19 protein-coding genes are annotated in these 18069 nt (G+C 71.2%); 16 read left to right on the top strand and 3 right to left on the bottom strand.

Annotated elements, in window-relative coordinates; genetic code table 11:
- Nucleotides 1-5: 5 nt before the first annotated feature.
- From mltG to UYS_RS0204675, 8 genes are read left to right on the top strand one after another with little or no spacing between them, the layout of a single operon-like run.
- The gene (gene mltG / locus UYS_RS0204710) at nt 6-1010 is read left to right on the top strand and encodes an endolytic transglycosylase MltG (protein WP_016854350.1); all 1005 of its coding nucleotides are present in this window, start codon (nt 6-8) and stop codon (nt 1008-1010) included.
- A gap of 14 nt (nt 1011-1024) precedes the next feature.
- Complete coding sequence (gene tmk, locus UYS_RS0204705; RefSeq protein ID WP_016854349.1) at nt 1025-1675, top strand: dTMP kinase; 651 nt, start codon at nt 1025-1027, stop codon at nt 1673-1675.
- The gene (locus UYS_RS0204700; protein WP_016854348.1) at nt 1672-2661 is read left to right on the top strand and encodes a DNA polymerase III subunit delta'; all 990 of its coding nucleotides are present in this window, start codon (nt 1672-1674) and stop codon (nt 2659-2661) included. The genes tmk and UYS_RS0204700 overlap by 4 nt, the downstream gene beginning before the upstream one ends.
- Before the next feature lie 25 nt (nt 2662-2686).
- Nucleotides 2687-3022, top strand: coding sequence for a PilZ domain-containing protein (locus UYS_RS0204695; RefSeq protein WP_016854347.1), 336 nt, complete (start codon nt 2687-2689; stop codon nt 3020-3022).
- Nucleotides 3023-3070: 48 nt separating this feature from the next.
- On the top strand, nt 3071-3901 hold the full coding sequence (locus UYS_RS0204690) for a TatD family hydrolase (protein ID WP_016854346.1): 831 nt from the start codon (nt 3071-3073) through the stop codon (nt 3899-3901).
- A gap of 22 nt (nt 3902-3923) precedes the next feature.
- A complete protein-coding gene (locus tag UYS_RS0204685; protein ID WP_016854345.1) occupies nt 3924-4463 on the top strand; it encodes a DUF1285 domain-containing protein in 540 nt (179 codons plus the stop codon).
- Nucleotides 4460-6661 (top strand): ATP-dependent helicase, encoded by a 2202-nt coding sequence (locus UYS_RS0204680; protein WP_016854344.1) that lies wholly within the window; start codon nt 4460-4462, stop codon nt 6659-6661. Before UYS_RS0204685 ends, UYS_RS0204680 begins: the two co-directional genes overlap by 4 nt.
- Nucleotides 6658-7488 (top strand): sulfurtransferase, encoded by an 831-nt coding sequence (locus UYS_RS0204675; protein ID WP_016854343.1) that lies wholly within the window; start codon nt 6658-6660, stop codon nt 7486-7488. The genes UYS_RS0204680 and UYS_RS0204675 overlap by 4 nt, the downstream gene beginning before the upstream one ends.
- Before the next feature lie 290 nt (nt 7489-7778).
- Here UYS_RS0204675 and UYS_RS0204670 read toward each other — a convergent pair whose 3' ends face one another.
- Nucleotides 7779-9455: an electron transfer flavoprotein-ubiquinone oxidoreductase gene (locus UYS_RS0204670; RefSeq protein ID WP_016854342.1), complete on the bottom strand. Its 1677-nt coding sequence runs from the start codon at nt 9453-9455 to the stop codon at nt 7779-7781.
- Between the two features lie 354 nt (nt 9456-9809).
- Here UYS_RS0204670 and UYS_RS0204665 point away from each other — a divergent pair, with 354 nt between their 5' ends.
- Together UYS_RS0204665 and UYS_RS0204660 are read left to right on the top strand one after the other, a co-directional pair.
- Nucleotides 9810-10562 carry an electron transfer flavoprotein subunit beta/FixA family protein gene (locus UYS_RS0204665; protein WP_016854341.1) on the top strand — a complete coding sequence of 251 codons (753 nt, stop codon included), beginning with the start codon at nt 9810-9812 and terminating at the stop codon, nt 10560-10562.
- Nucleotides 10559-11485, top strand: coding sequence for an electron transfer flavoprotein subunit alpha/FixB family protein (locus UYS_RS0204660; RefSeq protein WP_016854340.1), 927 nt, complete (start codon nt 10559-10561; stop codon nt 11483-11485). The genes UYS_RS0204665 and UYS_RS0204660 overlap by 4 nt, the downstream gene beginning before the upstream one ends.
- Nucleotides 11486-11619: 134 nt before the next feature.
- Here UYS_RS0204660 and UYS_RS0204655 read toward each other — a convergent pair whose 3' ends face one another.
- A complete protein-coding gene (locus UYS_RS0204655) occupies nt 11620-12027 on the bottom strand; it encodes a hypothetical protein (protein ID WP_016854339.1) in 408 nt (135 codons plus the stop codon).
- Between the two features lie 196 nt (nt 12028-12223).
- On the opposite strand from UYS_RS0204655, the gene UYS_RS0204650 reads away from it, so the two are divergent.
- The 6 genes from UYS_RS0204650 to UYS_RS0204625 are packed head-to-tail and all read left to right on the top strand — an operon-like array spanning nt 12224 to nt 17229.
- Nucleotides 12224-13012 (top strand): DUF3450 domain-containing protein, encoded by a 789-nt coding sequence (locus tag UYS_RS0204650; RefSeq protein ID WP_016854338.1) that lies wholly within the window; start codon nt 12224-12226, stop codon nt 13010-13012.
- Entirely contained in the window at nt 13012-14412 is a 1401-nt protein-coding gene (locus tag UYS_RS0204645; RefSeq protein WP_237738423.1) for a MotA/TolQ/ExbB proton channel family protein, read from the top strand. The genes UYS_RS0204650 and UYS_RS0204645 overlap by 1 nt, the downstream gene beginning before the upstream one ends.
- Nucleotides 14393-14929, top strand: coding sequence for a MotA/TolQ/ExbB proton channel family protein (locus UYS_RS0204640; RefSeq protein ID WP_016854336.1), 537 nt, complete (start codon nt 14393-14395; stop codon nt 14927-14929). The genes UYS_RS0204645 and UYS_RS0204640 overlap by 20 nt, the downstream gene beginning before the upstream one ends.
- Nucleotides 14922-15329 carry an ExbD/TolR family protein gene (locus tag UYS_RS0204635; RefSeq protein WP_016854335.1) on the top strand — a complete coding sequence of 136 codons (408 nt, stop codon included), beginning with the start codon at nt 14922-14924 and terminating at the stop codon, nt 15327-15329. The genes UYS_RS0204640 and UYS_RS0204635 overlap by 8 nt, the downstream gene beginning before the upstream one ends.
- Nucleotides 15329-16087 (top strand): TonB family protein, encoded by a 759-nt coding sequence (locus UYS_RS0204630; RefSeq protein ID WP_016854334.1) that lies wholly within the window; start codon nt 15329-15331, stop codon nt 16085-16087. Before UYS_RS0204635 ends, UYS_RS0204630 begins: the two co-directional genes overlap by 1 nt.
- 5 nt (nt 16088-16092) lie before the next feature.
- Nucleotides 16093-17229, top strand: coding sequence for a tetratricopeptide repeat protein (locus UYS_RS0204625; RefSeq protein ID WP_156821543.1), 1137 nt, complete (start codon nt 16093-16095; stop codon nt 17227-17229).
- A gap of 7 nt (nt 17230-17236) precedes the next feature.
- On the opposite strand, the gene xthA is transcribed toward UYS_RS0204625, so the two are convergent.
- Complete coding sequence (gene xthA, locus UYS_RS0204620; protein ID WP_016854332.1) at nt 17237-18067, bottom strand: exodeoxyribonuclease III; 831 nt, start codon at nt 18065-18067, stop codon at nt 17237-17239.
- Nucleotides 18068-18069 lie beyond the last annotated feature (2 nt).

The raw sequence follows: 18069 nt of genomic DNA, 5'->3' as shown, positions 1-18069 counted from the left end.
TTCCCATGAGGCGAGTGGCCAAGCTGCTGCCGCTGCTGTTGATCCTGGCCGCCCTGGTGCTGGGCGCGGGGTATCGCTACTGGCAGAGCCGGCTCGAGGCGCCGCTGGCCCTCGAGGCGCCGACGCTCTACGAGGTGCCGGCCGGCGCCGGTTTCCATCGCGTGATCCGTGAGCTCGACGAGCGCGGCATCCTGGCCGACGGCTGGGCCTATCGCCTGCTGAGCCGTCTCGACCCCGAGGCGCTGCCCGACCTGCGCCCCGGCGAGTACCGTCTGACGCCCGACATGAGCGGTCGCGAGCTGCTCGGCCTGCTCGATCGTCACGAGGTGGTCACCTATCCGCTGACCGTCCCCGAGGGCTGGACCTTCGCCCAGATGCGCGCCGCGCTGAACGCCGCGCCGAAACTCGAGCATCGCACCGCCGAGTGGTCCGACGCCGAGATCATGGCCGAGCTCGGCCGCGAGGGCGAGCTGCCGGAGGGTCGCTTCTTCCCCGACACCTATCGCTACCGCAAGGGCATCAGCGATCTGGAGATCCTGCGCCAGTCGATGGCGCGCATGGACGAGCTGCTCGCCCAGGCCTGGGAGGCGCGTGACGACGACCTGCCCATCGATACGCCCTATCAGGCGCTGATCCTGGCCTCGTTGGTGGAGCGCGAGACCGGGGCGCCGGAGGAGCGTGACCGCATCGCCGGCGTCTTCGTGCGGCGGCTGGAGCGGGGCATGCGCCTGCAGACCGACCCCACCGTGATCTACGGCATGGGCGACGACTATGACGGCAACATCACCCGCGCCGACCTGCGCGAGGCCACGCCCTACAACACCTACGTGATCGACGGCCTGCCGCCGACGCCCATTGCCCTGCCGGGACGGGCGGCACTGCAGGCGGCGGTGCAGCCCGCCGAGGGCGAGGCGCTCTATTTCGTGGCCCGGGGCGACGGCACCCACCACTTCTCGCGCTCGCTGCGCGAGCACAACAATGCCGTCAATCGCTACATTCGCAACCGCTGAGCATCGGAGAGGCCATGCAACGCCGAGGACGCTTCATCACCCTGGAAGGCGGCGAAGGGGTGGGCAAGTCCACCAACCTGGCCTGGGTCGCCGAGCATCTGGAGGCCCGCGGCCTCGAGGTGGTGCGCACCCGCGAGCCGGGCGGCACGCCGCGCGCCGAGGCGATCCGCGGCCTGCTGCTCGACCCCGCGTCCGACGAGCCGCTGGACGATGATGCCGAGCTGCTGCTGGTGTTCGCCGCCCGCGCCCAGCATCTGGCACGGGTGGTGCGGCCGGCCCTCGAGCGGGGCGCCTGGGTGGTCTGCGACCGCTTCACCGACGCCACCTTCGCCTATCAGGGCGGCGGGCGCGGCATTCCGGCCGAGCGCATCGCCGAGCTGGAAGCCTTCGTCCAGCAGGGGCTGCAGCCGGACCTGACGCTGCTGCTCGACATGCCGATGGCCGCGGCCCAGCGCCGGCTCGAGGGGCGCCTGGAGCGCAGCGGTGGCCAGCGCGATCGCTTCGAGCGCGAGCGGGCCGAGTTCTTCGAGGCCGTGCGCCAGGCCTATCTGGCCCGCGCCGCCGCGGCGCCCGAGCGCATGGCCGTGGTCGACGCCGACCGCGCCCTCGCGGACGTGCAGGCCGAGCTCGGTCGCCGGCTGGATGCGCATCTGGAGGCGTCATGAGCGAGCCCGTCCGGCCGCTGCCCTGGCTCGAGCCCCGCTGGCGGGAGCTGATCGCGCTGGCCGAGGCCGGCCGCCTGCCCCATGCGCTGCTGTTCTCCGGCCCCCACGGCGTCGGCAAGCCGTCGCTGGCCGAGGCGCTGATCGCCCGCACCCTGTGCCAGGCGCCGGGCGAGGTCGCCTGCGGCCGCTGCCACGCCTGCCAGATGCTGGCGTCGGGCTATCACCCGGACCTGATGCGGGTGTCGCCGGACGAGGGCAAGCGCCAGATCCGCATCGACGCCATCCGCGAGATCAACGGCTTCGTCTCCCAGACCGCCCAGCAGGGCGGCTACCGGGTGATCGTCATCTCGCCGGCCGAGGCGATGAACGTGGCCGCCTCCAACGCCCTGCTCAAGAGCCTGGAGGAGCCCGGCGGCCGGACCCTGTTCCTGCTGCTCTCGGACATTCCCTCGCACCTGCTGCCGACCATCCGCTCGCGCTGCCAGCACTGGAGCCTGACGGCGCCGGACGAGGCCGAGTGCCTCGACTGGCTGGCCGAGCGGCTCGGCGGCCGCGAGGATGCCCGCTTCTGGTATCAGGCCGCCGGCGGACTGCCGCTGCGGGCCCTGGAGCTCGCCGAGCCCGACGCCCGGGCGCTGCGCCAGCAGCTCCACGAGACCTTCGACGCCCTGGTGCGCGGCGCCGAGCCGGTGGCCGAGGCCGCGCGGCTGGACCGTCAGTCCCTCGATGCCATCCTGTGGTACGGTATCGCCTGGCTCGAGGATCTGATCCGGCTGGGCCTGTCCGGGGAGAGCGCGACGCTGCGCAACCCCGACCTGCTGCCGCTCTATCGCCAGGCGGTGAAGAACGGCCGGGTCCGCGACTGGTTCCGCCTGCTGGACTATGCTCGCGAACAGCGGCGCCTGCTCGGCGCGGGAGGCAATCCCAACCCGCAGCTGGTGCTGGAAGCCTGGCTGGTGCGCTGGTCCGCGCTGTTGCGCTCCTGAAGACACTGCCCGAGGAGGCTCGCCGATGTCCGCCCAGAAAGCCCTCTCCCTGACGATCCGGGATATCCCCACGCTGCTCTCGGCCTACATGCCGTCGCTGGAGCGCGGCGGCATCTTCGTGCCGACCCGCGAGCGCTACGAACTCGGCCAGGAGGTCTTCGTGCTGCTGACCCTGCCCGAGGAGAGCGAACGCCTGCCGGTCACCGGCCGCGTGGTGTGGGTCTCGCCCGAGGGCGTTTCCGGGCGGCGCGTGCCGGGCATCGGCGTGCACTTCGGCGTCGAGGACCAGGGCGTGCGCGACCATATCGAGACCCTGCTGGCGGGCCAGCTGGACAAGGACGCGCCGACCTACACGCTCTGACCCGCGTCGAGCTCCCGAACTTATCCTACTTTCCGTGTGAACCTGCCGATGTTTGTCGATTCCCACTGCCATCTCGATCGCCTCGATCCCCGCACCCACGACGGCGACGTCGCCGCCGCCCTGGACGCCGCCCGCGCCCGCGACGTGCGCCAGTTCCTGGCCATCGCGGTCACCCTGGAGGAAGTGCCGGGCATCGCCGCCATCGCCCGCGAGCACGACGACGTGGTGATCTCCGCCGGCGTGCATCCGCTGCATGAGGTGCCGGAAGAACCGAGCGTCGAGGCCATCAAGGAATGCGCGGAGCGCCATGAGGCGGTGGCGATCGGCGAGACCGGCCTCGACTATCACTACGATGGCGTCTCCCGCGAGGTGCAGCACGAGCGCTTTCGCCGCCACCTGATCGCCGCCACCGAGCTCGAGCTGCCGGTGATCATCCACACCCGCGCCGCGCGCGAGGACACCCTGGCGCTGATCCGCGAACACGTCGATCCGCGGGTCGGCGGCGTGCTGCACTGCTTCACCGAGGACCTGGACATGGCCCGCGAGGCGGTGGCCCACGGTTTCATGGTCTCGCTGTCGGGCATCGTCACCTTCCGCAACGCAGAATCGGTGCGCGAGCTGGCCCGCAAGGTGCCGCTGGATCGCCTGCTGATCGAGACCGACAGCCCCTATCTGGCGCCAGTGCCGCATCGCGGCAAGCCCAACGAGCCGGCCTGGGTGGTCGAGGTCGCCGAGTGCATCGCCGAGGAGCGCGGCATCAGCGTCGAGGAAGTGGCCATGCAGACCACCGCTAACTTCTACCGGCTGTTCAGGGCGGCCGTGCCCGAGGCGTCGGCGGAAGTCCGCGAGGCGCTGTCGAGCGCCGGCCTGGTGGTCTGATCCGGCGCGCAAAGGAGGCGTCATGAACCTGGACACCTGGCTGGCCGGCATTCCGCCCGAGGGCGAGATCCCGCCGCTGGAGCGCTGGCATCCCGACTGCCGGGGCGACATGGACCTGACCATCGCCGCCGACGGCCGCTGGATCCACGAGGGGGCCGCCATCGCGCGTCCTGCGCTGGTGCGGCTGCTGACGAGCGTGCTGCGCCGCGAGGACGACGGCGAGTATTACCTGGTAGCGCCGGGCGAGAAATGGCGCATCCGCGTCGAGGATCGCCCGCTGCTGGTCGTCGATGCCGAGCGCGATGCCGCCGGCGACTGGTGCCTCGTCACCAATGCCGGCGATCGCGTGAGGCTCGACGAGGCGCACCGGCTGACGGTCAGCGACACGCCCCGCGGCGAGGCCGTACCGGAGGTGCCGGTACGCTTCGGGCTGGCCGCGCGCCTCGGGCGCAACGTCTTCTATCGCCTCGCCGAGGCCGCCGAGTGCCGCGGCGACGAGCTGGGCCTTCAGAGCGGCGGCGCCTGGCATTCGCTGGGCCGCTGGGATGACGAGGCATCATGAGGCTGACGCCGGAACAGCACGCCGTGGTCGGCCATCCCGAGGGCCATGCCCGCGTCGCCGCCGTGGCCGGGGCGGGCAAGACCACCACCCTGGTGGCGCGGGTCCTGCACCTGCTCGAGCGCGGCATGGCGCCCGGACGCATCCTGGTGCTGATGTTCAATCGCTCGGCGCGGGAGGACTTCCAGGCCCGGCTGGCCGCGGCGGCGCCCGCCGGCCAGGCGCTGCCCGACGTGCGCACCTTCCACTCGCTGGGTCATCGCCTGACCCAGAGCCTGACGCGCTGGGGCGTGCTGGAGCATCGCCGTCTGCTGACCGCCGACTGGCAGCTCGAGCGGCTGCTGCGCCAGGCCACCCAGCAGGCGCTGGAGGCCTTCCCCGAGGCCGGCGAGCGCGCGCTGGAAGCCGAGAAGCTCGAGGCCCTGGCCCACTTCAGCGGCCTGGTGAAGGCCGAGATGGCCGAGCCCGCCGAACTCTACGCCCGCCTTGACTTCGGCGAGGACACCGAGCACTTCGTCGCCGCCTTCGAACACGCCGAGACCCTGCTCGCCGATCAGGGCCTGATGACCTACGCCGACCTGCTGTATCGGCCGGTCCGCGCGCTGGAGGCGGATCCCGCGCTGCGCGCCCGGGTCCAGGGCTTCCTCGACCAGGTGATCATCGACGAGTACCAGGACATCAACCCCACCCAGCAGCGCCTGCTGGCGGTGCTGGCCGGGCGCGAGGCGGCGGTGATGGCGGTGGGCGATGCCAACCAGTGCATCTACGAATGGCGCGGTGCCCACCCCGACACCATGCTCGAGGACTTCACCGCCATCTTCGGCGAGGCCCGGGACTACCCGCTCTCCACCACCTTCCGCCACGGCCACGCCCTGGCGCTGGCGGCCAATCACGCCATCGAGGCCAATCGGCGTCGTCCGGACCAGCTGTGCCTGGCCGCGCCGGACAATCCCGACACCCGGCTGGCGGTGGGGCAGGGCAGCCAGGCGCTGCTCGACGAGCTGGCCGGCTGGCAGCGCGACGGCCGCCGTCTCGACGAGGCCTGCCTGCTGGTGCGCAGCTGGGCGCTGTCGGTGCCGCTGCAGCTGGCGCTGCTGCGCGAGGGCGTGCCCTTCCGGCTGTCCCGGGAGGACCGCTTCGTGTTCCGCCTGCCGCTGGTCGAGGCGCTGGCCGGCTACCTGGCGCTGGCGCTCGACGGTCAGCTATTGCGCGACCCCGGCCATCTGCTGCTGCTGCTGTCCCAGCCGACGCCCTTCGTGCCCCGCGAGCGTCTCTCGGCGCTGGCCGCCCGGCTGGCCGAGACCCAGCGCTGGCCGGAGCGCCAGGACCCGCTGCTGGCCTCGCTCAAGCCGCACCAGCGGCGGACCCTCAAGCGTCGCTGGGCGCTGCTCTGCGAGCTGCCGAAACGCGGCGGCTGGTCGCCGGCCAAGCTGCTCGAGCACGTGGTCGAGGAGGTCGAGGCCGAGAAGGTGCTCAAGCGCGCCGCGGCGCGCCGCGACAAGGGCGAGGAGGACGTGCGCCTGCTCGACGTGCTGGTGGAGCAGGCGAAGGAGGCCTCCGATCTCTCGGCCTTCATCGAGCTGCTGCGCCGCCCGGTGGAGAACCGCGACGACGGCGTGCTGATCACCACCGTGCACGGCGCCAAGGGGCTGGAGTGGCCGCTGGTGATGCTCGGCGGCGTCAACGAGGAAGACTTCCCGCACTACACCCGCGACAACCCGCTGAGTCCGCCGCGCCTCGAGGAGGAGCGGCGGCTGTTCTACGTGGCGATCACCCGGGCCTGCGAGCGCCTGGTGATGCTGCACGACGGCGGCGATCACCGGCCCAGCCGCTTCCTCGGCGAGACCGCCTGGCAGGACGGCCAGCGGGTGGCCGAGCGCCTCGTTGGCGAGGACGCCGGTGAACCGGCGGTGCCGCTGCGGGTCTCCCGTCCGGCGCTGGTGCAGCGCTACCTCGAGCGCCTGGGCCGGCCGCTGCCCGTCGAGGCCGCCGCGGCGCAGACGGGGCAGGTCGCCGAGGGAGCGGCAGACTACCGGGTCGGCCAGCGCCTCAACCATGCCGTCTTCGGCGAGGGCGAGATCAGCGTGGTGGAAGGCGACCCGGCAAATCCCGTGATCGAGGTGCGATTCCGTCAGGCCGGCCGCAGGCGACTGATCGCCCGGCGGGCCCCCATCGAATGGCTGGAAGGAGAGGGCGCATGAAGGTGTTGATCGAAGCCGGCGAGCTGGCCGAGGCGCTCGCGGGCGATAGGCCGCCGCTGGTCCTGGACTGCCGGGCGCGACTCGGCGACCCCGAGGCCGGCGAGCGGCTGTGGGGCGAGGGCCATGTGCCGGGCAGCCAGCATCTGGACATGGATCGCGACCTGGCCACCTCGCCGGGCGAGAACGGCGCGGGCGGTCGTCATCCGCTGCCGAGCCGCGAGGCCTTCACGGCGACGCTGCGTCGCCTCGGCGTCACCCCCGAGCGGCCGGTGGTGGTCTACGACGACGTGGGCGGCCAGCTGGCCGCGGCCCGGGCCTGGTGGATGATCGCCTGTTGGGCGGGACATCCCGACGTTCGGCTGCTGAACGGCGGTCTCGGGGCCTGGCAGGCCGCCGGCGGCGAGCTGGCGCAGGGGCGCGAGCCGGCGCCCGCGCCGAGCGACTGGGCGCCCGGCTATCGCGACGCTGTGATGGTACAGGCCGACGAGGTGTTCTCCGGCCGCGCGCTGAAGCTCGATGCGCGCCCCGCCGAGCGCTTTCGCGGCGAGGCCGAGTCCGTCGATGCCCTGGCCGGGCACATCCCCGGCGCACGCTCGCGGCCGAGCGCCGAGAACCTCGACGCCAGCGGCCGCTTCAAGTCGCCCGAGACGCTCGACGCCGAGCTGCCGGGCGCGGACCCGGTGATCGCCTACTGCGGCTCCGGCGTCACCGCCTGCCACGACATCCTCGCCTACGCCATCGCCGGCCGCCCGCTGCCGCGGCTCTATGTCGGCTCCTGGAGCGACTGGATCACCGACGCCGACCGGCCCATCGCCACCGGCGACTGAGTCCGGTGTCGCTGGCTCACGAAAAAACGCCCCGCAGGCTGTGTGCCTGCGGGGCGTTTTTAGCTAAGCGGTCAGGCGGCATCGACAAGCAATGCGAGCGATTTCGCCAGGGCGCCGCCGTGCAGCGCGCCGAGTAGCGCGAATCGACAGGGATGTCGATTCAGGGGCGGCAAGAGGGACCTTGTTCCGCCCCGAGCGCGTCACCCGGCTCGCGGAGCGCCGGGGTTTCGCCCTGGTGCAAGCGAGTCGTTGCTTGCCGGTGACATGGCCCCGTCTGAGCCGGGTTTTCCTCACATGTTGGGGTAGTTCGGCCCGCCGCCGCCTTCCGGCGCGACCCAGGTGATGTTCTGGGCCGGGTCCTTGATGTCGCAGGTCTTGCAGTGCACGCAGTTCTGGAAGTTGATCTGGAACGCGGGCTTGCCGTCGTCGTCCTCGACCACCTCGTAGACCCCGGCCGGGCAGTAGCGCTGCGCGGGCTCGGCGTAGGTCGGCAGGTTGTCGCGGATCGGCAGCTCCGGGTCCTCGAGGCGCAGGTGGCAGGGCTGATCTTCCTCGTGGTTGGTGTTCGAGAGGAACACCGAGGAGGCCTTGTCGAACGAGATCACGCCGTCGGGCTTGGGATAGTCGATCTTCTCGCACTCGGCCGCCGGCTTGAGCGTCGCGTGGTCCGGCGTGGTGTCGTGGACCGTCGGCAACTTGCCGCCGGTGAGCTGGTCGAGGAAGTTGTAGGCGCCGCCGCCCACGGTGCCGTACTTGTGGATCGCCGGGCCGAAGCTGCGGCTCTCGTCGAGCTCCCGGTACGCCCAGCTGGCCTGCCACTTGGCCTCGAAGGCGGTGAGATCGGCACCGCCCTCGTCGCTCTCTCCCCCGGCCGCGATCGCCTCGAAGACGCTCTCGGCGGCGACCATGCCGGACTTCATGGCGGTGTGCAGCCCCTTGATCTTGGCGAAGTTCAGGGTGCCGGCGTCGCAGCCGATCAAGAGCCCGCCGGGGAAGGTCATCTTCGGCAGGCAGTTGAGGCCGCCCTTGGCGATGGCCCGCGCGCCGTAGGCCACCCGCGAGCCGCCTTCCAGGTACTGCTTGAGCACCGGGTGGTGCTTCATGCGCTGGAACTCGTCGAAGGGCGACAGGTACGGGTTCTGGTAGGACAGGTCGAGGATCAGGCCGACCACCACCTGCTGGTTCTCGGCGTGATAGAGGAACCAGCCGCCGTGGGTCGACTTGTCCAGCGGCCAGCCGGAGCCGTGCAGCACCAGGCCCGGCTCGTGCTTGTCGGCGGGCACGTCCCACAGCTCCTTGAGGCCGATGCCGTAGTGCTGCGGATCCTTACCGGCATCGAGCTCGAAGCGCTCGATCAGCCCCTTGCCCAGGTGGCCGCGGGCGCCCTCGGCGAACAGGGTGTACTTGGCGCGCAGCTCCATGCCCGGCATGTGGCCGTCCTTGGGCTGACCGTCGGCGCCCACGCCCATGTCGCCGACCAGGATGCCCTTGACCACGCCGTCCTCGACGATGGTCTCCTGGGCGGCGAAGCCCGGGAACACCTCGACGCCGAGCTCCTCGGCCTGTTCGGCCAGCCAGCGGCACAGGTTGCCGGCGCTGATCACATAGCGTGTCTGGGCGCCACCGGTGTTATGCATGGTCTTCGGCACCAGGGCATTGGGCAGCTTCTGGGCCTTCTCGGCGTCCTTGAGCAGATAGAGCTCGTCGCGAATCGCCGGCGTGGTCAGCGGCGCGCCGCGCTCCTGCCAGTCTGGGAACAGTTCCTGTAGGGCGCGGGGTTCGAAGACGGCGCCGGAGAGGATGTGAGCGCCGACCTCGGACCCTTTCTCGACCAGGCACACCGACAGCTCCTGCTCGGCCTCGTTGGCCTGCTGCATCAGGCGGCAGGCCGCGGCCAGGCCGGAGGGGCCGGCGCCGACGATGACCACGTCGAACTCCATGGCGTCGCGCTCGATCTGTTCTGTCATTGGATCCTTCTCCTCCCATCTCGACGACGTCCTGGCCGAGGCGGTCTCGGCATCGTCAGGGTGTTAAAACGGTCGTTTGCTTCCGGGGTTGCCCCATGGGTCGCATGATAGCGGGATTGGTCTCCCCTTACGATGGCCAAACCCCGGAAAGCCCCACTCCCGGCATGCCGGGGATTGTTGGAGTGGTCCGGGCTGTGGCACATTTAGGGAGTTTTTCGGCAAGGCGCCTATCAAACGCTCGTCTGAAACGCATAAAAGCATATCGGTCCGTTCTATGGGGTCGGTGTCGCGTGACGTCAGCGAGTCGCCGAGCTCCGTTTCCCAGGTTCCGAGACAGAACCCAGCGAGGACATTATGAAGGTACTCGTCGCGGTCAAACGCGTCATCGACTACAACGTCAAGATCCGGGTCAAGCCGGACAACAGCGACGTCGACCTCACCAACGTCAAGATGGCCATGAATCCCTTCTGCGAGATCGCCGTGGAAGAGGCGGTGCGGCTCAAGGAAGCCGGCGTGGCCACCGAAGTGGTCGCCGTCACCGTGGGGCCGAAGGCCGCCCAGGAACAGCTGCGCACCGCGCTGGCGCTGGGCGCCGATCGTGCCGTGCACGTGCAGACCGAGGCGCCCGTCGAGTCGCTGGCCGCGGCCAAGCTGCTGGCCAAGGTCGTCGAGGAGGAGCAGCCGCAGCTGACCATCCTCGGCAAGCAGGCCATCGACAGCGACAACAACCAGGTGGGGCAGATGCTCGCCGCACTGACCGGTCGTCCCCAGGGCACCTTCGCCTCCGAGATCGCGGTCGAAGGCGAGACCCTGAAGGTCACCCGCGAGATCGATGGCGGCCTGCAGACCGTGTCGCTGGCGCTGCCGGCCATCGTCACTACCGACCTGCGCCTCAACGAGCCGCGCTACGCCAAGCTGCCGGACATCATGAAGGCCAAGAAGAAGCCGCTTTCGGTCACGACCCCGGAGGAGCTGGGCGTCGCGGTGGCCTCGAAGGTCAAGCTGGTCAAGGTCGAGCCGCCGGCCGAGCGCCAGGGCGGCATCAAGGTGGGCTCCGTGGATGAGCTCGTGGACAAGCTGAAGAACGAAGCGAAGGTGATCTCATGAGCATTCTCGTCCTGGCCGAACACCATGATGGCGCCCTGGCCGGCGCTACCGCTCACGTGGTCGCCGCGGCGAAAGAGATCGGTGGCGACATCGACGTTCTGGTGGCCGGCGAAGGCGTCTCTGCCATCGCCGAGGCGGCCGCCAAGCTCGACGGCGTGAGCCGCGTGCGCGTCGCCGATCACGCCGTCTACGCCCACCAGCTCGCCGAGCCCATGGGCGCTCTGCTGGCCGAACTCGCCGGCGACTACAGCCATGTGCTGGCGGTGGGCTCGACCACCGGCAAGAACGTGCTGCCGCGGCTTGCCGCGCTCAAGGACGTGGCCCAGCTCTCCGAGATCATCGCGGTGGAGAGCGCCGACACCTTCAAGCGACCGATCTATGCCGGCAATGCCATCGCCACCGTGCAGAGCGACGACGCCCTGAAGGTCATCACCGTGCGCGCCACTGCCTTCGACGCGGTGGGCGAGAGCGGCAGTGCCGCTATCGAGGCGGTGAAGACCGTGTTCGACAACGCCCAGTCCAGCTTCGTCGGTGAGCAGCTGGCCGAGAGCGATCGCCCCGAGCTGGGCGCCGCCAAGGTGGTCGTCTCCGGCGGCCGCGGCATGGGCAGCGGCGAGAACTTCAAACTGCTCGACGGCATCGCCGACAAGCTGGGTGCCGCCATCGGCGCCTCGCGCGCCGCGGTCGACGCCGGCTTCGTGCCCAACGACATGCAGGTTGGTCAGACCGGCAAGATCGTCGCCCCGGAGCTCTACATCGCCGTGGGTATTTCGGGTGCCATCCAGCACCTGGCGGGCATGAAGGACGCCAAGGTGATCGTCGCCATCAACAAGGATGAGGAGGCGCCGATCTTCCAGGTCGCAGATTACGGCCTGGTCGGTGACCTGTTCGAGGTCCTGCCGGAGCTCGAAAGCAAGCTGTAAGGCGTTCGAGAGCCAGCGGTCACGCTGGCTTTCGGGCTAGAAAACGGGCCGGTCTCTCCACGGAGAGGCCGGCCCGTTTGCGTTGGTGGCGTCGTCGATGCCGGGGCACGTGTCGGAGAGGCGGCGAGGGCGGCTCATCGGCCCAGCCAGCCGACCAGTCGCCGGGTCGCGGCCTGCCAGTGACTTTCCTGTGCCCGGGAGGGGCGTCTGCCGCTCAGCCAGGCGGCGGCCTCCTGCAGCGGCGTGATGATGGCGTCGATCTGGGTCTCGCAGCGCTCGCGATCCATGCCGCCGGGGCACTGGGCGAGCAGCAGGCTGGCATGGGCGAGGGCGGCGTCGAGCGACTGCCAGGCCGCCGGATGGCGGGCGGCCGCATCCCGGCAGCGCGTCAGTTCGCCGGTGAGCATCTCGATCAGCCGGGCATTCGGCCAGCAGGGGCTCGCGGCGGATGGCGCGGTCTTGCCCAGATCGTCGCGAAGCGCCCGGAAGGAGACCGAGAGGAAGATGCAGGTGTAGTGCAGCTGGGGATGCGCCGCCGACATGACACGCTCTCCTTGTTGGTATTAATTCTCATTCTTTTATCGAGGGCCATACCCTGTCAACCGGCGCCGGCCCTGGTCGGGAGAACGCTTCGGCGATGAGAGTCGCTCGCGGGCGCGCCATGGCGCGTCAAGCATTGATAATTATTCTTGTTCCGAGTAGGGTTTCGAGGATCTGTTGGACCTTTCGGAGACTAGCGTGTCCTACCACCATCCCCGGCTTCGCCTTGCCGTGGCAGGGCTCGCCCTGCTCGTGGCCGGCACCGCGGCCGCCCAGTCGACGGTGCGCGACGAGGCGCTCGATGCCCAGCGTACCCAGGCCGAGCTCCAGGCGCGCATCGACAACGCCGACGAGGCCGTGCGCGACAAGCTCCAGGCACTGCGCCAGGCGCGCGAGGAAACGCGGCGCCTGAGCGACTACAACGCCGAGCTGGCGCCGCTGGTCGAGCGTCAGGCCGAGACCCTGGCCCGCCGTGACGAGGCGCTTTCCACCCTGTCCGCGACCCGCGAGGCCCTGCCGGGCCTGATGCGCGACATGGTCGAACGTCTGCGTGCCTGGGTGGAGCACGACATGCCCTTCCTGCAGGACGAGCGCCTGGCTCGGGTCGAGAGCCTCGAGCGTCTGCTGGCCGACCCCGAGACGAGCCGCGACGAGAAGCTGTCGCGGATGCTGGCCGCCTGGCGCGCCGAGCTCGATTATGGCCGGGAGATCGACGCCTGGCGCGGCGAGCTGGCCGGCGATTCCCCCCGCGAGGTGGATTTCCTGCGCCTGGGCCGGATCGGCTGGTATTACCTGACGCCCGACGGCCATCGCGGCGGCGTGTGGAAGGCTGAGCAGGGCGACTGGCAGCCGCTGGAGGGCGCGGCCCTGGCCGAGGTCCGCAAGGGGCTGGCCATCGCCCGCGAGCGACGCGCCCCCGCGCTGCTCGAACTGCCCGTTTCTCAACCCGTGTCTGCGTCAGAGGCACCCGCCGGGGAGGACGCCTGATGCACCTAACGACGGCAATGCGCGCCGCGCTGGTGGGCCTGTGGCTGGCCGGCTCTCCCTTGCTGGCCCAGGCCCAGCAGACGACCGCGCCGGACGACGAGGCCACGCTGTCCACCCTGCGCGCCGAGCGCGAGGCCGCCGAGGCCCGCGACAACGCTCGCCTGGCCGAGCTGGTCGATGACGAAGCGGCGCTGGATGAGGCGCTGGCCGAGGCGCAGGGCGCCCTGGCCGAGGCCCGCGAGCGGCGCGAATCCCTCGATGCCCGGGAGCAGTCCCAGCGCGAGGCGCTCGAGGAGCTCGACGCCCGGCGCCAGGAACAGGGGGGCGATCTGCAGGGACTGTTCGATGAGGTGGCCGGCGTCAGCGGCGAGCTGCGGGACGATCTCGCCGCCAGCTGGCTGACCCTGGGCGGCCAGGCCGAGCTGCCGCCGCGCCTCGAGGCCGACGGTATCCTCGGCGCCGATCAGGTGGCCGGCCTCGCCGACAGCCTGATGGCGCTGACGCGCGAGACCGCCCGGGTGGCGGAGCTCGAGGCCCCGGTGGCCGGTGCCGATGGCGAGGTGTCCGAGCGCTCGGTGCTGCGGGTCGGCGATCTGCTGGCGGCGACCGACGACGGTCGGCTGCTCGAGCGTTCCGGTGAGGATGGGCGTCTGGCGGTGCTGCCGACGACGCCCGGGGCGATCGCCGACCCCCTGGTGGCCTTCCAGAGCGGCGAGGGCGATACCCTGGCCTTCGATCCGGCCGACGGTCAGGTCGTCGCGGCCATGGCGCAGACGCCGAGCCTGTGGGAGCGCTTCCAGCAGGGCGGCGCCGTGGGCTACGTGGTCGTGGCGCTGGGCGTCGTCGGCCTGCTGGTGGCGCTGGTGCAGTATCTCTATCTGGCGCGGGTGACCGTTCGGCTGCGTCGTCAGCTCGGCGATCTCGACCGGCTGCGCGACGACAATCCGCTGGGGCGCGTGCTCAAGCGTTTCCATGCCCTCGGCCCGGGCCATGCGCCCGAAGCGCTGGAGGCCCGCCTCGACGAGGCGCTGCTCGCCGAGCAGCCGAAGCTCGAGCGCGGCCAGGGGCTGGTCAAGATGCTCGCCGCCGTGGCGCCGCTGATGGGTCTGCTCGGCACCGTCACCGGGATGATCGTGACCTTCCAGTCGATCACCGTGTTCGGCACCGGCGACCCGCAGCTGATGGCCGGCGGCATCAGTCAGGCGCTGGTGACCACGGTGCTGGGCCTGATCACCGCGGTGCCGCTGCTGTTCGCCCAGACGGCGCTCTCCAGCCGCAGCCGTTCGCTGATCGGCACCCTCGAAGGGCGCGCCAGTGCCGTGCTCGCCGACACCCTGGAAGCCGGCCGCGACGCCGCTTCCCCGAGCGTGACGCCGCGCCATGCCGATGCGCTGGCTTGATCCCCTGGCCTGGCTGGTCGAGGCCGGCGGCCCGGTGCTGGTGGTCATCATCGGCGTGGCGGTGCTGCTGTTCTCGCTGGGCCTGGAGCGCTGGTGGTTCTTCCGCTTCCACTATCGTCCGGCGCGCCACGCCCTGGTGGCGCGCTGGGTGGCCCGCGAGGATCACGCCAGCTGGAGTGCCCTGACCCTGCGCGATATCTGGGCCCGTGAGCTGATCACCCGTCTGCGCGCGCCGCTGCCCTGGCTCAAGCTCTTGGTGGTGATATGCCCGCTGTTCGGCCTGCTCGGCACGGTGACCGGCATGATCACCGTCTTCGACAGCCTGTCGGTGAGCGAGGTCAATCAGGCCCGCGCCATGGCCGACGGCGTGGCCCGCGCCACCCTGCCGACCCTGAGCGGCATGGCGGTCTCGGTGGTGGGGCTGTTGTTCATCGCTCGTCTCGAACACATCATCCGGCGCGAGGATCAGCGGCTGCACGACCGCCTGGCACGCGCCGCGGAGGACGCACATGCGTAGACGTCGACTGGCGGCGGCCGGTGAGGAGAGCAGCGAGGTCAACCTGACCCCGATGCTGGACGTGGTCTTCATCATGCTGATCTTCTTCATCGTGACCACCAGCTTCATCAAGGAGAGCGGGGTGGAGATCGAGCGGCCCGAGTCCAGCGCGGCGTCGCCGCGGCCGGACGTTCAGGTGCTGGTGGCGATCACCCCCGAGGGCGCGGTATGGGTCGACGGCGAGCCCGTGGACCTGCACCGGGTCGGTCCGCGCGTGGCCGGCCTGGTCAGCGACGACGGCTCGGTGGTGATCCAGGCCGATCGCGATGCCACCACCGGCGTGCTGATCGAGGTCATGGATCGCCTGCGCGAGGCCGACGTCGACAACGTGGCGGTGGCCGCCCAGCGGAGCGGTGACTGATGCGGCTACCGGTTTCGCTGCTGGCCGGGGCGGCCCTGACCCTGGCGCTGTTCGCGCTGCTGGCCCTGCTGGTGGCGCCGCCCGAGGCCGAGCCCGAGCCGCAGCAGGAGATCATGATGACGCTGGCCGAGGCGCCGGCCGAGATGGCGCCCGAGCCGGCCACGGCGGCCAGCGCGGCGCCACCGCCGCCGCCCAGTGCCCCGACGCCGCCGCCTCAGCCGGCGCCGGTGCCCCAGGTCGACAGCGCCATTTCCCTGCCGGAGCCGGAGCTTCCGCCCATGGAAACGCCGGAGACGCCGGTGGACGAGGCCCTGCCGGAGCTCACCGAGACGCCGCCCGAACCGAAGCCAGAGCCCCGGCCCGAACCGGAACCCGAGCCTGAGCCCGAGCCCGAGCCGACGCCGGCACCGGATCCTGCCCCGAGCCAGGCCACGGCCAGCGCATCGTCGTCGGCCCCGGCCGCGAGTCAGGCGGCCTCCAACGAGCCGGTGGACGTCGGGTCCTCCGCCCAGGCCACGCGTCGCGTGCCGCCCGAGTATCCCTCGCGGGCCCGCCGTCGCGGCCTCGAGGGCCACGTGGTGGTGCAGTTCGTCATTCGCCGCGACGGCAGCGTCGAGCGCGACAGCATCCAGGTGGTGGAGGCCAGCCCGCGCCGCGTCTTCGACCGCGTCGCTCGCCGCGCCATCGCCGGCTGGCAGTTCGCCTCCGCCGATCAGCGCCGTCGGGCCCGCCAGCGCCTGGAGTTCCAGCTGAGATGACGATCATGACGCCGACACGCCCGCTGTGCCTGCTCGCCTGGCTGCTGCTGGCATCGCCCGCCCTGGCGGCGCCGACCCTGTCCGGGGCGCGCATCGACGATCTTCGGGGCCTCGAGCAGCGCCTGGGGCGGTCCGAGTCTTCCGCCGTGCGCGACCGCGCCCTGAGCCAGGCCGAGCGCCTGGCGGGTGGCAATGCCTCGGATCGCTGGGCCCGCGCCCTCTACCTGCAGCTCGCCGCCAGCGCCGAGGCGCGCCTCGATGATCCCCTCGCCGCCGCCGGTCATCTGGCCGAGGCGCGCGGCATCCGCGGCGTGGAGCGCGCCCAGGCGGATCGCTGGCTACGCCAGGAGGCGGGGCTGCGCCTGCGGGGCGATCAGCCCGAGCGGGCGAGGGCGCTGCTGGACAACTGGTTCCAGCGTCACGGCGGCACCCGCGAGGATCACTGGCTGATGGCCCAGCTGCTGGCCGCCGAGGCCGACTGGGACGCCGCGGCGCGCTGGGTGAATCGCGCCCTGAGTGGCGGCGGCGAGCCGAGCGAGGCGCGTGCGTCGCTGGCCGCTACCGTATTGCAGCGTGCCGGCGATGATGGCGGCGCGCTGGCGCTGATCGAGCGGCGTCTCCAGGGCGCCGACGGCGATGCCGAGACCTGGCGTCGAGCGGCGAGCCTGGCCCAGCGCCTGGGCGATCCGGGCCGGGCCGCGGCGATCTGGGAGGCCGGCTGGCGCCGTGGCGTGCTGTCCGGCGCCGAGGACCTGCGCCAGCGCATTCGTCTTCACCTGGCCGGCGGCACGCCGGCGCGGGCCGCCGAACTTCTGACCACCGCCCTCGAAGAGCAGGCGCTGCCGGACGATCTCGAGCATCGCCGCCTGCTGGCGCGCGCCTGGCAGGCCGCGCGCGATCACGACAGGTCCCTGGACGCCTGGCGCGACGTCGCCGAGCGCAGCGGAGCCGGCGACGACTGGCTGCGGCTGGGCGAGCTGGCCTACGGCTGGGGCGAGTGGGGCATCGCCGGCGAGGCGCTGGCGAAGGCGCGCGATCTGGGCGAGCCCGAGGCGGAAGACTGGCTGTCGAGCCTGCCGGCGCAGGAAGGCGGTGAGGCAACAGGCGGGACCGAGGAAAGTGGTCCCGCCGACGAGGCCTGAGGCGTGATTACGCCTCGAATTCGGTCCACACGGGGGCGTGGTCGGACGGCTTCTCCATGCCGCGCAGCTCGTAGTCGATGCCGGCGTCGCGCACCCGGCCGGCCAGCGGCTCCGTCACCAGGATGTAGTCGATGCGCAGGCCGCGCTTCGGGTCGCGATCGAAGCCCTTGGAGCGGTAGTCGAACCAGCTGAAGCGGTCGTCCACGTCCGGATGGCAGAGCCGGTAGCTGTCGGCGAGGCCCCAGGCCTTGATGCCCGCGAGCCACTCGCGTTCCACCGGCTGGAAGCTGGTCTTGCCCTCGCGCAGCCAACGCTTGCGGTTGGGCTCGCCGATGCCGATGTCGATATCCTCGGGCGAGATGTTGAAGTCGCCCATGATCGCCAGGCGCTCGTCCGGGGCGTGATGCTCGTCGAGCAGGCGCGACAGCTGGGCGTAGAACTCGCGCTTGTGCGGGAACTTCACCGGATGGTCGACGCTCTCGCCCTGGGGGAAGTAGCCGTTCCACACCGTCAGCGGCTCGCCGCCGGCGATGCGCAGCCGCGCGCCGATCAGCCGGCGCTGGGCGTCCTCGCCGTCGTCCGGGAAGCCGCGGTGGATCGCCTCCGGGCCGTCCGGGCACTGCTCGTTGCAGATCATCAGCGCCACGCCGTAGTGGCCCTTCTGGCCGTGGAAGTGGACGCTGTAGCCCAGCGCCTCGACGGCCTCGATCGGGAATTCGCTGTCCTGGACCTTGGTCTCCTGCAGGCCGATCACCGCCGGGCGATGCGCAGCGACCAGGGCCTCCAGCTGATGCAGGCGGGCGCGAATGCCGTTGATGTTGAATGACACCAGGCGCATCG

The sequence above is a fragment of the Halomonas smyrnensis AAD6 genome (assembly GCF_000265245.1).
Classification (GTDB): domain Bacteria; phylum Pseudomonadota; class Gammaproteobacteria; order Pseudomonadales; family Halomonadaceae; genus Halomonas; species Halomonas smyrnensis.
The sequence above is the reverse complement of the archived record's forward strand: the minus strand, read 5'-3'. Positions and strand labels throughout refer to the sequence as shown.

Bases quoted from the DNA above. Each gene is read 5' to 3' on its own strand.
- mltG (WP_016854350.1), top strand. From the start codon at position 6: ATGAGGCGAGTGGCCAAGCTGCTGCCGCTGCTGTTGATCCTGGCCGCC.
- tmk (WP_016854349.1), top strand. From the start codon at position 1,025: ATGCAACGCCGAGGACGCTTCATCACCCTGGAAGGCGGCGAAGGGGTG.
- UYS_RS0204700 (WP_016854348.1), top strand. From the start codon at position 1,672: ATGAGCGAGCCCGTCCGGCCGCTGCCCTGGCTCGAGCCCCGCTGGCGG.
- UYS_RS0204695 (WP_016854347.1), top strand. From the start codon at position 2,687: ATGTCCGCCCAGAAAGCCCTCTCCCTGACGATCCGGGATATCCCCACG.
- UYS_RS0204690 (WP_016854346.1), top strand. From the start codon at position 3,071: ATGTTTGTCGATTCCCACTGCCATCTCGATCGCCTCGATCCCCGCACC.
- UYS_RS0204685 (WP_016854345.1), top strand. From the start codon at position 3,924: ATGAACCTGGACACCTGGCTGGCCGGCATTCCGCCCGAGGGCGAGATC.
- UYS_RS0204680 (WP_016854344.1), top strand. From the start codon at position 4,460: ATGAGGCTGACGCCGGAACAGCACGCCGTGGTCGGCCATCCCGAGGGC.
- UYS_RS0204675 (WP_016854343.1), top strand. From the start codon at position 6,658: ATGAAGGTGTTGATCGAAGCCGGCGAGCTGGCCGAGGCGCTCGCGGGC.
- UYS_RS0204670 (WP_016854342.1), bottom strand. From the start codon at position 9,455: ATGACAGAACAGATCGAGCGCGACGCCATGGAGTTCGACGTGGTCATC.
- UYS_RS0204665 (WP_016854341.1), top strand. From the start codon at position 9,810: ATGAAGGTACTCGTCGCGGTCAAACGCGTCATCGACTACAACGTCAAG.
- UYS_RS0204660 (WP_016854340.1), top strand. From the start codon at position 10,559: ATGAGCATTCTCGTCCTGGCCGAACACCATGATGGCGCCCTGGCCGGC.
- UYS_RS0204655 (WP_016854339.1), bottom strand. From the start codon at position 12,027: ATGTCGGCGGCGCATCCCCAGCTGCACTACACCTGCATCTTCCTCTCG.
- UYS_RS0204645 (WP_237738423.1), top strand. From the start codon at position 13,012: ATGCACCTAACGACGGCAATGCGCGCCGCGCTGGTGGGCCTGTGGCTG.
- UYS_RS0204640 (WP_016854336.1), top strand. From the start codon at position 14,393: ATGCCGATGCGCTGGCTTGATCCCCTGGCCTGGCTGGTCGAGGCCGGC.
- UYS_RS0204635 (WP_016854335.1), top strand. From the start codon at position 14,922: ATGCGTAGACGTCGACTGGCGGCGGCCGGTGAGGAGAGCAGCGAGGTC.
- UYS_RS0204630 (WP_016854334.1), top strand. From the start codon at position 15,329: ATGCGGCTACCGGTTTCGCTGCTGGCCGGGGCGGCCCTGACCCTGGCG.
- UYS_RS0204625 (WP_156821543.1), top strand. From the start codon at position 16,093: ATGACGCCGACACGCCCGCTGTGCCTGCTCGCCTGGCTGCTGCTGGCA.
- xthA (WP_016854332.1), bottom strand. From the start codon at position 18,067: ATGCGCCTGGTGTCATTCAACATCAACGGCATTCGCGCCCGCCTGCAT.